The sequence below is a fragment of the Micromonospora inyonensis genome (genome assembly GCF_900091415.1).
Lineage (GTDB): Bacteria > Actinomycetota > Actinomycetes > Mycobacteriales > Micromonosporaceae > Micromonospora > Micromonospora inyonensis.
On the sequence record NZ_FMHU01000002.1, the window covers coordinates 1,657,867 to 1,671,668 of the forward strand.

Consider the following 13,802-nt stretch of genomic DNA (forward strand, 5'->3'; position numbering starts at 1 on the left):
CGGTCACTCCCCGACCGCGGTGAACCGGTACTCGCGGCCACTGTAGACCTCGACCTCGCGCGCCTCGGAGAGGTCGACGTCCACGCCCGGGAGCGCGGCGACCACCCGCTGCTGCGCCTCGTCGGACAGGTAGTGGTGGTGCAGGTCGAGCCGACGCAGGTGGGTCAGCGACTGCCCGCCCAGCAGCGCGTCCAGACCCTCGTCGGCGAGCACGCCCATCGACAGGTCGAGCACCTCCAACCGGGCGACGACCGGCGCGTCGGCGACCATCGGGGTGATCGCGTTGACGATCTCGCTGTTGCACAGCCCGAGGTGCCGCAGCGCCGGCAGCCCGGCGCCGGTCAGCACCGGAGCGAGCTCGTCGACACCGGTGGTCGCGCCGTAGTCGGACCGGCCGAGCCAGAAGACCAGCTGTTCCAGAGCCGGCAGCTCCGACTCGCCCACCGCCCGGACCACCGCGCCGGGGAGCCCACCGGACTCGAAGCACAGCTCCCGCAGACCGGTGTGCCGCACCGGGCTCAGCCGCAGCCCGTTCCCGCCGCGCACCCACAGCACCTCCAGCGTCGGGTACGCGGTCAGCAGCCCGGTGATGTCGGGCAGGGTCAGCCAGGAGATCTCGCACTGTTCGGAGACCAGGTCGGCGAGGAAGACCGCCCGCAGCCCGGTCCACTCGGCCGCCGCGTCGACCAGCAGGTCGACCGGCAGTTCCCGCTCGTACGCGTCGCCCCACTCGCCGACGACCACCGCCCGGACCGCCTCCCCGGGCACCGCTTCGCGGAACGCCGCCACCAGGTCGGCGAACTCCCCGGGATCGGCGTCGAAGTCCTCGACCTCCAGTCGCCACGCCACCGCCGACGGGTCCTCGGGCAGGACCATCCCCGGGGTGAAGGGTGTCTCCGGTAGCCCGGCGAACGACGACACATGCGAGTTGATCACGACAACCTCCGGTCGGGCGGGTACGCCAGCGGCGCGACGCTAACAGCCCCTACCGACAGCACGATCGGTGGTGGCCTCCCTCGGCTCGCCGGCGCCGCCCGTGTCCGTGGCCTGTCCGGCCGCCGGCGGTCCTGGGGACCGTGCCCGCGACCCCCGCGCGGGCGGCCGTCACCCTGAACGACAGTGAGCCTTTCCGCGTAACGGTGTGAGTGCGGCGCGTAGCGGCGTTGGTGGGCGGTGCGGACACGCCCGGACCCGTTGTGGTGCAAGGGAAAGACGCAGAGCCCCGGTATGAAGTGGTCCTTCCACAGATCAACTTCAGTAGGGGCCCTGCGTCGCCATGAGTGTCACATACACCGCCGAGCTGTCCGTGCGCGAGGAGACCGTGTTGTTCCTGTCCGGGCTTCTGCATGGGCAACGGCAGCGGCTCGGGACCCGTTCCGGGACGCGGTCGCTGAGCTGCTTCAAGCAGGCGATCCTGGTGATCCGCTGGTTCCTCGACGGCACTCGGGTCAAGCAGTTGGCCATCGACAACCAGGTCAGCTCGTCGACCGGCTACGCCTACCTGCACGAGGGCATCCGGGTCCTCGCCGCGCACGCGCCGGGCCTGGAATCGGTGCTGTTGGCGGCGAAGATGGCCGGCTACGCCCACGTGAACATCGACGGGACCCTGATCGAGACCGACCGGTGCCGCACACCGGGGCCGACGCCGGGAGTGGACTCTGGTGGTCCGGCAAACACGACAACCACGGCGGTAACGTGCAGGTCATCACCGCCCCGGACGGGTGGCCGCTGTGGACCTCACCAGTGCGTCCCGGCCGGGAACATGACACGACCGCCCTGCGCGAACACGGCATCCTGCCCCTGCTGACCGCCTGGACCAACGACCAGCGGCGGGTTCTCGGCGACCTTGGCTACGAAGGCGAAGCCGACACGATCACGACCGCGTTCAAGAAGCCGCGCAACGGCACCTGCACCGACGTGCAGCAGCAGTTCAACAAGGCCCACAACGGTGTCCGCGCCATCGGCGAACGCGGAAACTCCCTGCTCAAGACCACCTTCAAAGCGCTGCGCAACGTCAGCCTGTGCCCGTGGAACATCGGCAGGATCACCGCGGCGGCCCTCGTGCTCCTGCACGTCGAGCACAACCGCACAACCTGATCACCCAACGCCACGACCCGTTACGCGGAAAGGCTCAGTGAGGTCACCGCGAACCTCTGGGAGTGGAACTGGCCGTCGGTCGCCCCGCCGCAGGAGTCGGTCAGCCTGCCTGCCGAACAGCCCCGACGGCGTGCGCCCGTGGTACGAGGTCTACCAGCCGGTCTCTACAAGGCCACGACCAGCATCGACGTCATCACCAACGAACCTCGACCAACCAACCACCGCCCTAACTGAATGGCGTTGGAACTAGATTCGCCCCCGCGGCGACTATCTCGTCAGACGTCCTGTCGCTCGCCTAGGAAGACCCTGATGCAGACCTCCACCCGGTGCCATGTCCGCTGCGGCTTGCAGCACATGTCGTCTGGCGCGACGTTCATGCTTGAACGCTGGGCCTGTTCCGGCGTACGGGCCGTGGTGGTGCGAACCGTCTCTTTCTCGATGCGGGCTCAGCCGCCTCGGTGTTGTGATGCATGATTCCCGCGGTGCCGGCATCGCCGGGTTGCGTACCCGGTCGGTGCTGGTCGTGCTCTTCGACGGCGTGCAGCCGCTCGATGTGGCGGGGCCGGTGGACGTGTTCTCGGCGGCGGCGCGCTTCACCGGCAGCGCTAGCACGCCGCCGTACGTCGTTCGCACGGCTTCGCTCGGAGGCGAAACGGTACGGTCCGCCGGCGGTCTGCGACTGGTCCCTGACTTCGATCTGGCCGAGGCCGAGGATCCCGACCTGCTCCTGGTGCCGGGCGGGCCCGGCGTGGAACACGTCGACGCCCGACTGACGACCTGGCTGCGTATGCGCGCCCCAGGCCTGAGGCGAGTGATGTCGGTGTGCACCGGGGCGTATCTTCTGGCCGAGGCCGGGCTGCTTGATGGGCGCCGGGCGACGACGCACTGGGATGCCTGTGCCAACCTCGCGAGCAGATTTCCCCAGGTCTCGATCGATCCGAGCCCGATCTTCGTCCGTGATGGTTCGATCTCCACGTCGGCGGGGGTCACGGCGGGTGTGGATCTGGCCATAGCCCTGGTCGAGGAGGACTTCGGTCGCACGGTGGCCCACGAGATCGCGCGACTTCTGGTTGTCTACCTGCGCCGGCCAGGCAACCAGGCGCAACTCAGCGTTCAGCTCTCGGCGCAGATCGCCCGCTCGGATCCGCTGCGTGAGGTCCAGTACTGGGCCGCAGCCAACCTGGCATCCGACCTGTCCGTTCCGGCGCTGGCTCAGCGCGCCGGTCTGTCCGCCCGGCAATTCGCTCGTGCGTTCGCCGAGCAGGTCGGGACGACACCGGGCCGCTACGTGGACCTCATCCGTTTGGAGTCCGCGCAGCGAATGCTGACCGACACCCGAGACGGCGTGATCGGCATCGCGCATCGTTGTGGCTACGGAACGCCGGAGGCGATGCGTCGCGCGTTCATGCGTGAACTCGGCGTCTCGCCCACGGAGTACCGCCGCAGATTCGCGAGTTCGTCGACGATCGGCTCCTGATCCCCGATCGGACAACGTCGGCGCTCAGGTACGGAAATCGCCGACCCGCCCATGCCCGGCTCGTGCCTTACCGGCCTGCACGATGGCAGATTTGTTGCCCTGCATGACATTGCCGTCGTGGTGGGACGCCTTTACGTTTGTTCCGTAACGCCTGATGACGACCTTGATGTTGAGCGAGGTCGCAAAATTGCCGACCGGCCGATCGGCCGACCTCGCCTCGCGGTCGCCCCACCCGAAGGAATACTGACATGCAGATCGCCGTCGTCCTCTATCCCGGCTTCACCTCGCTGGACGTCCTCGGACCCTACGAGGTCCTGGGCCGCCTCCCCGAAACCGAGGTGGTGTTCGTTGCCGAACGTCCGGGCCTCGTTCAAAACGACCTGAAGACCCTGTCGGTCAACGTGGTCGCCACCCTTCGATGACGTGCCCAGTCCCGACGTGGTGCTTGTCGGGGGAGGTCCGGGACCAATGCCACGTAGCCTAATTTGATCATGTTGTTGTGCTGGTCGTTTGTGCCCGGACGGGCTTCCGGCGGGTGTGGTGCGGCGGGCGGGTCAGCGTGTCCGGGCTGTGGTGTTGACGCCGGCTGGCTGGGCGGGTCTGGCCGGGTGTTTCTGGTAGTCCTTTCTGGCTGGTGGCGGCGGGCGGGTCCGCCGGTGGTGGGGGTTTGAGGCCCCAGAACCGGATGGTCGCTGGGCCGTCGTGGCGGATGCTGGCCGGTTCGTGGTGTTTCTTGACGCGGTAGCTGTTGTGGCGGGCTCGTTTGACCGCCCGGGGGCAGCTGCGGTGCCGGCGGGGCGGTAGCGGCTTGCGGCCCAGCTCGGCGAGTGCGTGGGGCAGGTGGTCAGTCCAGTCTCCAGGGGGAATGCCCGCCGTCCCGGTGGCGGTACGGCGGGCGATTCGCAGCGCGCGGGTGAAGCTGATCCGGTCGGGGTCGAGGTCGGCGGCTTCGGCCGCGCGGGTGATCAACGCGGCGAGGGCGTGGTGGACGATCAGCCAGGCCCAGATTTCCTGGTAGGCCAGCTCCGGCAGCCTTGAGCGCAGCAGACGGCCCGGGCCGCGTAGGTGCGTCTTGAGCTGGTCGTTGCTGGTCTCTATCTTCCCAGCGCAGGTGGTAGGCCTCGGCCAGCTCGTCCGCGTGGGCCTCGGCCGGCTCGAGGACGGTGGTCAGCAGCACGATCAGCTCGCCGGTGCCGTCGCCGTCGCGGTCGGGCACGTCGTACTCGACCACTCGTACCAGATACGCCAGCTCAGGGGCCAGATCCTGCCCAGCGCGGGCAGCGGCGACGACGCGGTCCCGGCGGGCGCCGCGGATCTTCGGGTTGATCACCACGGACACATACGTGCCGTCGGCCAGCACCCGCACGACCGGCAGCCGCAGCCCGGTCGGCGCCCGCCACAGCAACGCCGCCCCGGTGCCCGCCGCAGCAGACCAGGCGTCGAAGGAGTAGAACCCCCGGTCGGCGGTCAGCAGCTCATCGCGGCGCAGCCGCGGGTACAGCCGCATCGCCAATGTCCGCTCCCCGGTGCCATAGCCGGACACCTCCCCGGCCAGGAACGCGTGCGTGCCGCACTCGGCCAACGCCACCACCCGCGCCTTCGGATACGCCGACCGGTTGCCCCCCGAGCCGGCGTAGCCAAACTCGGCGGCGTTACCCGGCGTGTCCGGCAGGTCCACATCGAAGCCGTCAATAGCAAGGACTCGCCACCGCCGCAGCCACGCCCCCCGCGTATCAGTCGTGCCCACCGGCTGCACCACCGACTCGAAGATCTCCTCCATGACCGGCGCGCCCAGCCGCTGCCGCGCCTGGCTGATCCCCGACGCGGTCGGCACCGACCAAGCGGCGTCCCAGCAGCCGAACCGGGTCAACGCCCCGGTGACCTTCGTGGCGACCTCTTCGTAGTCATCCTCACCGAACAGGCACAACGCCATCGTCAGATAGGCCACCACATGCGGCGGAAGCTTCCCATCCGACCGCTTGGCCCCAACCCCAAACCGGGCCACCGCCGCGTCCACCGCATCCCGCGGCACCGCGGACACCAGCACCCCCAACGACACCTGATCCGCCGTCACCGCCACCGTCTCGGACATGACCGGCAAGCACACCAGCACCCGACCTGCCGGTCACGCCACCACGCCGACCATCCACAAAGACCCAGTCCAACCCCATGATCAAATTAGGCTACGTGGCATTGGGTCCGGGACAGTCGGAGCAGATGTCCGACGGCCGATTGCACGAGTGGTTGCGAACGGTCGATCGGACCAGCACATGGACGGCTGCCGTCTGCAGCGGAACCTTTGTCCTGGCCGCCGCCGGCATCCTCAACGGTCGCCGGGCGACGACCCACTGGGCCGCGCTCGAGCACCTCACCGGCTTCGGTGTCACACCATCGAAGCAGCGCGTCGTCATCGACGGTCACTACGCGACCGCAGCCGGCGTCTCCGCGGGCATCGACATGGCACTGAGCCTTTCCGCGTAACGGTGTGAGTGCGGCGCGTAGCGGCGTTGGTGGGCGGTGCGGACACGCCCGGACCCGTTGTGGTGCAAGGGAAAGACGCAGAGCCCCGGTATGAAGTGGTCCTTCCACAGATCAACTTCAGTAGGGGCCCTGCGTCGCCATGAGTGTCACATACACCGCCGAGCTGTCCGTGCGCGAGGAGACCGTGTTGTTCCTGTCCGGGCTTCTGCATGGGCAACGGCAGCGGCTCGGGACCCGTTCCGGGACGCGGTCGCTGAGCTGCTTCAAGCAGGCGATCCTGGTGATCCGCTGGTTCCTCGACGGCACTCGGGTCAAGCAGTTGGCCATCGACAACCAGGTCAGCTCGTCGACCGGCTACGCCTACCTGCACGAGGGCATCCGGGTCCTCGCCGCGCACGCGCCGGGCCTGGAATCGGTGCTGTTGGCGGCGAAGATGGCCGGCTACGCCCACGTGAACATCGACGGGACCCTGATCGAGACCGACCGGTGCCGCACACCGGGGCCGACGCCGGGAGTGGACTCTGGTGGTCCGGCAAACACGACAACCACGGCGGTAACGTGCAGGTCATCACCGCCCCGGACGGGTGGCCGCTGTGGACCTCACCAGTGCGTCCCGGCCGGGAACATGACACGACCGCCCTGCGCGAACACGGCATCCTGCCCCTGCTGACCGCCTGGACCAACGACCAGCGGCGGGTTCTCGGCGACCTTGGCTACGAAGGCGAAGCCGACACGATCACGACCGCGTTCAAGAAGCCGCGCAACGGCACCTGCACCGACGTGCAGCAGCAGTTCAACAAGGCCCACAACGGTGTCCGCGCCATCGGCGAACGCGGAAACTCCCTGCTCAAGACCACCTTCAAAGCGCTGCGCAACGTCAGCCTGTGCCCGTGGAACATCGGCAGGATCACCGCGGCGGCCCTCGTGCTCCTGCACGTCGAGCACAACCGCACAACCTGATCACCCAACGCCACGACCCGTTACGCGGAAAGGCTCACTGACCCTGGCCGGCCTGATCGCGGGCGACCACATCGCGCAGACCGTGCAACTCATCATCGAGTACGCACCGGACCCGCCCTACGACGCGGGCTCAGTGGACTCCGCCCCAGCGGCTGTCATCGAGAGCGCGATGAACACAATGTCGGCGTGAGAACGAGATGTTCGTGACCGGGCGGACACGCACGAGTCACAACGTTGGCGACGCGGTTTGGACCGCGCCGGCGAGATCGTCCGGATCATCGTCGGGGATCTGGTCGGCAGGCAGAGGTTCCCACCCGTCCCGCCGCATCCAGACGAGAAACGCCGCCGGGTCCAGGATGTGCATCTCCACCAGCCGGGTCACCCGCGCCACCCGGCCGGGCAACGCGGCCAGCCGCGGCGCCAGCGCCTACGCGGGCACCGGCCAGGACGGGACGCCAGCCTGTGCGACGGCCGGCCCGGCAGGCTGCCTGCCACCGTGTCGACCTCCGCGCTCAACCGCGCCGTCGCGCTGTGCTCGACGGCTTGGCGCAGCAGGGCCGCGGCCGCCTCGCTCGCCCGCGGGCCCAGGTCGGTCAGCACGGTCTGCGCGGCCGGGGACATGCCCGGACGGTGCAGCATCACCAGCACCGGCCCGACGCCTCGGTGCACCCTACCCCGCACGGCGCTGTCGGCGGTTCCTCCGCCGCCGGCAGCGCCGCCCACTCCGGTACGGGCGGCCGGCCCGACGCCTGACCGGTCGTACGGGCGTCGGGGGTCACGCGAGGCGCCCCCCGCCGACGTGTCGGGACCTCTACGGTGGTCAGCCGGAGCCGTTCCTTCAGCCGAGGAGAGCCGATGGCCGACCCCCGTCACCGACGCGTCACCCGTCCCGGGGCCTCCCCGACGGACGGCGTGGGACGGTGAGCGCGCCGGTGCCCGTCGTCATCGTCGGAGCCGGCCCCACCGGCGTGACCGCCGCGCTGCTGCTCGCCGGGCACGGCGTCCGGTCGGTGCTCCTCGACCGGTGGGCGGACGTCTACCCCCGGCCCCGGGCCGTGCACCTCGACGACGAGGTCTACCGGATCCTGCACCGGATCGGGGTGCACGAGCAGTTCGCCGCCATCTCCCGGCCGGCCGAGGGGCTGCGGTTGCTCGCCCCTGACCACCGGGTCCTCGCCGAGTTCCGCCGGGGCGCGGCGGCCGGCATCCACGGTCATCCCCAGGCGAACATGTTCGACCAGCCGGAGTTGGAACGCCTGCTGCGTCGCCGGCTGGCCGAGGAACCGCTGGTCACCCTCCGCGGCGACGTCGAGGTCACCGGCGTCGACCCCGACGGCGACGCGGTGCGCGTACGTCTTGTCGACCGCGCGTCGGGAACGGCGGAGACGCTTCCCGCGCGGTACGTGCTCGGCTGCGACGGCGCCAACAGCACCGTCCGGCCGCTGATCGGCTCGACCATGCGCGACCTCGGTTTCGCCCAGCGCTGGCTGGTGGTCGACGTCGACACCGACGTCGACATCGACGCGTGGGAGGGCGTACACCAGGTCTGCGACCCGCATCGCGCCGCGACGTACATGCGGGTGGGACGACGACGGTACCGGTGGGAGTTCCGGCTGCTGCCCGGTGAGACGGCCGCCGACCTCTCCGTGCCGGAGACCCTGCACCGGCTCGTCCGGCCGTGGACCGGGGAGGTGCCCTTCGCCGCGCTCACCGTGACCCGCTGCGCCGAGTACACCTTCCGTGCCCAGGTCGCCGACCGGTGGCGGTCCGGGCCCGTCCTCCTCCTCGGCGACGCGGCCCACCTCACCCCGCCCTTCATCGGCCAGGGCATGGGCGCCGGCCTGCGCGACGCGGCCAACGTGACCTGGAAGCTCGCCGCCGTCCTCTCCGGCAGCCTGCCGGAGAGCGTCCTGGACAGCTACGAGACGGAGCGGCGGCCACACGTCACGTCGCTGATCCGGCTGGCCACGGTGATCGGCCGCGCGATGACCGAGGGGGGCGAGGTCGGCAACCTGCTCCGTCGGGTCGTCGCCCCCCGCCTCGCCTACCTGCTCTGTTTCCGGGCGAAGGTCCTCGACAGCGCGACCCCGCCGTTGCCGCGGTCGGCGCTGCGTCAGCGTCGCCCGTCGCCGCGCAGCCTGCACGGCCGGCTCTGCCCGAACGCGCTCCTCGGTGCCGGCCGCCGGTTCGACGACATGGTCGGGCCCTGCTTCGCGCTGGTCACCGTCCGGGCGCTGTCGACGCAGGTGACCGGGGCGGCGCGGCGACACGGCGTGGTGCCGGTGCCGGTGGACCCGGCCTCGGCGCTCGGGCGCTGGCTGCGTCGGGCCGGGGTCGACGCGGCCCTGGTCCGTCCCGACCGGACGGTGATGACCTCGGGGAACGACCTCGCCGCCCTGGTGGAACGGGCTCCTTCGCTCCGCTGCGCCGACCTGCCACCGGCCACCACCTGACCGCCGTCCCCGCCGCCCGGAGCCTGGGGGTCGGCAGCCCCGATCCCGGGCGCGGCCTGCGCTTCGGCGGCCGTCAGGCTAATTGGCAACAGTGTTGACAAAAATACAAAGCATCGACATGCTTCGCTAGAGAGCGCTCTCTCGTCCGCCGGGTGGAACGGTGTCACCGGTGTCCGCCGTCAGCCGCGGGCGCGTCCGGCATCGCCCGGCCGGACATCGCGCCGCGCCCGGCGGCGGCCGACGGCACGCCGCCGCCCGGACCGCTCCACCACGCGAAGGAGATCCCCGTGCCCCGATTCCGATTTCCCCCGCGAGCCCGCACACTCGCCCTCGCCCTCGGCGCTGTCGTGGGGTTCACCGCGGCACCCGTCCTGCCCGCCGCCGACGGGCCCGCGCAGGCCGCGATCGGCGGCATCACCTGGCAGGACGAGTTCAACGCACCGGCCGGCACACCCGTCGACCAGAGCAGGTGGCGGTTCGACATCGGTGGGCACGGCTGGGGCAACAACGAGTTGCAGTACTACACCAACAGCACCAGCAACGCGGTGCACGACGGCCAGGGCAACCTGGTCATCACCGCCCGGCGGGAGAACCCGAACAACTACCAGTGCCACTACGGCCGGTGCGAGTACACCTCGGCCCGTTTGCTGACCGCCGCGACGTTCACCCAGGCGTACGGCCGCTTCGAGGCCCGGATCAAGATCCCCCGGGGCCAGGGCATCTGGCCGGCGTTCTGGATGCTCGGCAACGACTTCGGCAGCGTGGGCTGGCCGAACTCGGGCGAGATCGACATCATGGAGAACATCGGCCGGGAGCCGAACACCGTGTACGGCACCATCCACGGGCCCGGCTACTCCGGCGGAGGCGGCATCACCGGCAGCCGGACCATCGGCGCCCCGCTCGCTGACGCCTTCCACACCTACCGGGTGGACTGGGAACCGAACTCGATCATCTGGTACCTCGACGGGGTCGAGTTCCACCGGGTCGACCCGGGGCGGCTCGGCGGCAACCGGTGGGTCTTCGACCACCCGTTCTTCATGATCCTCAACGTGGCGGTCGGCGGGAACTGGCCCGGCTACCCGGACGGCAGCACCCAGTTCCCGCAGCAGATGCTGGTCGACTACGTCCGGGTCAACGGCTACACCTCCTCCCCGCCGACCGGCACCACCCGGATCCGGGGCGTGGGGAGCGGGCGCTGTGTCGACATCCCCGGAGCCAACCCGGTCGAGGGCGCCAAGCTGCAGATCTGGGACTGCAACACCACCGTCGCCCAGCAGTGGACGTTCGCCACCGACGGCACGGTCCGGGCGATGGGCAAGTGCATGGACCCGGCCTGGGCCGGCACGGCGAACGGCACCGAGGTCAACCTGGTCACCTGCAACGGCAACCCGGTGCAACGGTTCACCCTGAACGCCGCCGGTGACCTGGTCAACCTCAGTTCCAACCGGTGCGTGGACGTCCGGGACCACGTGACCGCCAACGGGGGCAAGCTCCAGCTCTGGGACTGCGCGGGCACGCCCAACCAGAAGTGGACCCGGTACTGACCCGACACCCGGCTCCGGCCGGCCGGTCCAGCGGTCGGCCGGAGCCGCGTCGGTGGTCGACCGGCCAGCAGCTTCCTTATCCTTCCGTATATGGGGTAGGTTAGGGAACGATGAGTGAAGGAATGTACTCGGTCGAGCAGGTGGCCGAGCGACTCGGCCTGCACGTGCGCACGGTGCGCGGTTACATCCGCACCGGCCGGCTGCGCGCGGTCCGGATCGGCAAGCAGTACCGGATCGGCCGGGCCGACCTCGCCGCGCTGACCGGGCAGCCGGCGCAGCCGTCCGGGGCGCCCGTGGTGGAGGTGTCGAGCATCGTCCAGGTCGACGGCGTGGACCGGGCCACCGCCGACCGGCTCAGCACCCTCCTCCTGGCCGGGGCGCAGACCGCCCACGACCCCGGACGCCCGCTGCGTGTCCAGACCGTGCACGACGAGGAACGGAGCCGCATGAAGATCGTGATACTCGGGGGCGTCGCCGCCACCGCCGAGGTGCTGCACCTGGTCGGGGCGATGCTCGACGGCGGCAACGGCCTGCTGGTCGGGGAGGCCGACGATGCCTGACGAGGTGCGGGAGCTGGCCGGGGTGCGGGTGCTGGTCTGCGATCCGGACGGCCCGCCGGTGGTCACCGTGCGGGACGCGCTGGACCTGGTCGGCGCGGCCTTCCTCGGTGCCCAGGTGGTGGCCGTTCCGGCCGGCCGGCTCGACGACAGGTTCTTCTCCCTGGACACCCGCTTCGCCGGTGAGGTCATGCAGAAGTTCGTCAACTACCAGCTACGGCTGGTGGTGCTCGGCGACATCTCCCGGCACCTCGCCGCCAGTTCCGCGCTGCGTGCCCTGGTCCACGAGTCGAACCGGGCCGACCACGTCTGGTTCCTGCCCGACCTCGAGGCGCTCGACGCCCGGCTGGGCGCCACGACCTGACCCACGCGGCCGGGCCCGCCCGGGACCTGACCGGCCGGGCGAGCTCGTGCTGCTCCACCACGAACGCCGGGTCCTGCTCGCCGAGCCGCGTCACCATCGCTGTGAAAGCTCCGGGTGTCGACGCCCGCCGGGCGGACCACCGCCCGGGGTCCGCCGGTGTTGCCGTCCGGGTCGACCGGCCTGGCCGGGGTGGCGCCGCGTGCCCGGTACGGTGCGGGCATGACCGTCGCACGCTCCGTCCTGCTGTTCGTCGTCGCCGCGCTGTTCGAGATCGGCGGGGCGTGGCTGGTCTGGCAGGGCTGGCGCGAGCACCGTGGCCTGTGGTGGATCGCCCTCGGGTTCGTCGCGCTCGGCGCGTACGGGTTCGTCGCCACGTTCCAACCGGATCCGAACTTCGGACGCATCCTCGCCGCGTACGGCGGCGTGTTCGTCGCCGGCTCCCTGGCCTGGGGGATGGTCGTGGACAGGTTCCGCCCGGACCGGTTCGACGTCGTCGGCGCGTTGATCTGCCTGGCCGGTGTCGCGGTCATCATGTACGCGCCCCGTGCGACCGGCTGACGCCGCTCCCGGCGGCGGCGTCGTGGACCGGAGCGCGATCCGTCTGCGGCGGGTGACACGTTTCCGTGGAGGCCGTCGCCCCCCGACCGACGCTGGCGGTCGTCGCCGCGCGGGCCCGGTTCGAGAGGGACCGCCCGTCCGCGTGACCTCCATGCAACATGTGCCTGTGTCGAGGCGTGTGATCAGGGCAGCTGTCGGGTGCTGTGTCGGACCACCAGCGCAGTGGCGAGTTCCAACCGGTGACTGCCCAGTTCCTCGCCGCCCACGAGGCTGAGCAGCATCCGGGTGGCCATCGCGGCCATCTCGGTCAGCGGCTGCCGGACGGTGGTCAGGGGCGGCACGGCCCACCGGGCGGCGTCCAGGTCGTCGAAGCCGACGATGCTGAGGTCGTCCGGCACTCGCAGCCCCCGCTCGTAGAGGGCCTCGTACGCGCCCATGGCCATCTCGTCGGCGCAGGCGAAGACGGCGGTGGGCGGTCGGGTCAGGTCGAGCAGGGCGTTGGTCTCCCGGTAGCCGGAGGCCGCGGTGAAGTCACCGGTACGGACGTAGCCGGCCGGCACCCGGAGCCCGGCGGCGTTCATCGCGGCCCGGTAGCCGTCGACCCGGGCGCGGCTGCACGGCACCGTCGGTGGGCCGCCGATCACGGCGACGCGCCGGTGGCCCAGGCCGATCAGGTGATCGGTGGCGGTCAGCCCGCCGGCCCAGTTGGTCGCGCCGACGCTGGGGATGTCGACCGGAGGGTGCCCGGCCGGGTCGATGATGACCACCGGGATGCCCAGTTCGTCGAGTTGGCCCCGCTGGCTGGTGGAGAGGTAGGAGAGCACCAGGAGCACCCCGTCGCAGCGGCGGTCGGCGAGCTGCTCGGTCCACCGGCGGTCGGGGCGGCTGCGGTGCCGCCCGTGCACCGCCGAGACGACCACGCCGAACCCGGCCCGGTAGGCCAACTCCTCCACCCCGTCGATGATCTGCATCGCCCAGGGGCTGCCCAGGTCCCGCAGGACCAGGTCGATCAGGTGGGCCCGGTGGGTCGGTCGGCTGCTGCGGCGGGCGGTGTACCCGCGCTCGTCGAGCAGGGTCTGCACCCGCTGTCGGGTCGCCGGTGCGACGTCCGTGCGGCCGTTGAGAACCTTGGAGACGGTCGGGACCGACACGCCTGCGGCCTGCGCGATCGCCGCCAGCGTCGTCCGTTGCTGCTCCACGCCATCACCCCGCGATCGTCAGCCCACCGCAGCATATCCCGAAACTTTCGAGGATCGTCGTCGCCCTTCGTCGCGTGAGCGCATCCACCCGGCCGGCGTGGACCCGGCTTGA

The 13,802-nt window shown here is 70.7% G+C and carries 12 protein-coding genes and 2 pseudogenes; 10 read left to right on the forward strand and 4 right to left on the reverse strand.

Features of this window, described 5'->3' with window-relative positions; genetic code table 11:
- Nucleotides 1–3: 3 nt before the first annotated feature.
- Nucleotides 4–936, reverse strand: a complete 933-nt coding sequence (locus tag GA0074694_RS21865) for an STM4015 family protein (RefSeq protein ID WP_091461326.1) — start codon at nucleotides 934–936, stop codon at nucleotides 4–6.
- A 340-nt stretch (nucleotides 937–1,276) separates the two neighbouring features.
- Between GA0074694_RS21865 and GA0074694_RS21870 the strand changes: the two are divergent.
- The 3 genes and pseudogenes from GA0074694_RS21870 to GA0074694_RS21880 all read left to right on the forward strand — a co-directional run bounded on the left by GA0074694_RS21870 (nucleotide 1,277) and on the right by GA0074694_RS21880 (nucleotide 3,996).
- Nucleotides 1,277–2,097 (forward strand): annotated as a pseudogene (locus GA0074694_RS21870) (transposase family protein).
- 466 nt (nucleotides 2,098–2,563) lie between these two features.
- A complete protein-coding gene (locus GA0074694_RS21875) occupies nucleotides 2,564–3,574 on the forward strand; it encodes a GlxA family transcriptional regulator (RefSeq protein WP_091461328.1) in 1,011 nt (336 codons plus the stop codon).
- Nucleotides 3,575–3,822: 248 nt separating this feature from the next.
- Nucleotides 3,823–3,996 (forward strand): type 1 glutamine amidotransferase family protein, encoded by a 174-nt coding sequence (locus tag GA0074694_RS21880; protein ID WP_176738063.1) that lies wholly within the window; start codon nucleotides 3,823–3,825, stop codon nucleotides 3,994–3,996.
- 422 nt (nucleotides 3,997–4,418) lie between these two features.
- On the opposite strand, the gene GA0074694_RS21885 is transcribed toward GA0074694_RS21880, so the two are convergent.
- A complete protein-coding gene (locus GA0074694_RS21885; RefSeq protein ID WP_425413630.1) occupies nucleotides 4,419–5,666 on the reverse strand; it encodes an IS4 family transposase in 1,248 nt (415 codons plus the stop codon).
- Between the two features lie 125 nt (nucleotides 5,667–5,791).
- Here GA0074694_RS21885 and GA0074694_RS21890 point away from each other — a divergent pair, with 125 nt between their 5' ends.
- Entirely contained in the window at nucleotides 5,792–6,055 is a 264-nt protein-coding gene (locus GA0074694_RS21890; RefSeq protein WP_245714845.1) for a DJ-1/PfpI family protein, read from the forward strand.
- A gap of 139 nt (nucleotides 6,056–6,194) precedes the next feature.
- Nucleotides 6,195–7,015, forward strand: a pseudogene (locus GA0074694_RS21895) (transposase family protein).
- Nucleotides 7,016–7,241: 226 nt separating this feature from the next.
- Here GA0074694_RS21895 and GA0074694_RS31910 read toward each other — a convergent pair.
- Nucleotides 7,242–7,397 carry a hypothetical protein gene (locus tag GA0074694_RS31910; RefSeq protein WP_176738064.1) on the reverse strand — a complete coding sequence of 52 codons (156 nt, stop codon included), beginning with the start codon at nucleotides 7,395–7,397 and terminating at the stop codon, nucleotides 7,242–7,244.
- A gap of 538 nt (nucleotides 7,398–7,935) precedes the next feature.
- Here GA0074694_RS31910 and mhpA point away from each other — a divergent pair.
- The 5 genes from mhpA to GA0074694_RS21920 all read left to right on the forward strand — a co-directional run bounded on the left by mhpA (nucleotide 7,936) and on the right by GA0074694_RS21920 (nucleotide 12,491).
- Complete coding sequence (gene mhpA, locus GA0074694_RS21900) at nucleotides 7,936–9,468, forward strand: bifunctional 3-(3-hydroxy-phenyl)propionate/3-hydroxycinnamic acid hydroxylase MhpA (RefSeq protein ID WP_141714240.1); 1,533 nt, start codon at nucleotides 7,936–7,938, stop codon at nucleotides 9,466–9,468.
- Between the two features lie 287 nt (nucleotides 9,469–9,755).
- Nucleotides 9,756–11,012, forward strand: coding sequence for a glycoside hydrolase family 16 protein (locus tag GA0074694_RS21905; RefSeq protein ID WP_176738065.1), 1,257 nt, complete (start codon nucleotides 9,756–9,758; stop codon nucleotides 11,010–11,012).
- Between the two features lie 110 nt (nucleotides 11,013–11,122).
- On the forward strand, nucleotides 11,123–11,572 hold the full coding sequence (locus tag GA0074694_RS21910; protein WP_245714846.1) for a helix-turn-helix domain-containing protein: 450 nt from the start codon (nucleotides 11,123–11,125) through the stop codon (nucleotides 11,570–11,572).
- Nucleotides 11,565–11,933 (forward strand): DUF4180 domain-containing protein, encoded by a 369-nt coding sequence (locus tag GA0074694_RS21915; RefSeq protein WP_091461339.1) that lies wholly within the window; start codon nucleotides 11,565–11,567, stop codon nucleotides 11,931–11,933. The genes GA0074694_RS21910 and GA0074694_RS21915 overlap by 8 nt, the downstream gene beginning before the upstream one ends.
- 219 nt (nucleotides 11,934–12,152) lie before the next feature.
- Entirely contained in the window at nucleotides 12,153–12,491 is a 339-nt protein-coding gene (locus GA0074694_RS21920; protein WP_091463622.1) for a YnfA family protein, read from the forward strand.
- A 182-nt stretch (nucleotides 12,492–12,673) separates the two neighbouring features.
- Here GA0074694_RS21920 and GA0074694_RS21925 read toward each other — a convergent pair whose 3' ends face one another.
- Nucleotides 12,674–13,690 carry a LacI family DNA-binding transcriptional regulator gene (locus GA0074694_RS21925; RefSeq protein ID WP_091461341.1) on the reverse strand — a complete coding sequence of 339 codons (1,017 nt, stop codon included), beginning with the start codon at nucleotides 13,688–13,690 and terminating at the stop codon, nucleotides 12,674–12,676.
- Nucleotides 13,691–13,802: the final 112 nt, after the last annotated feature.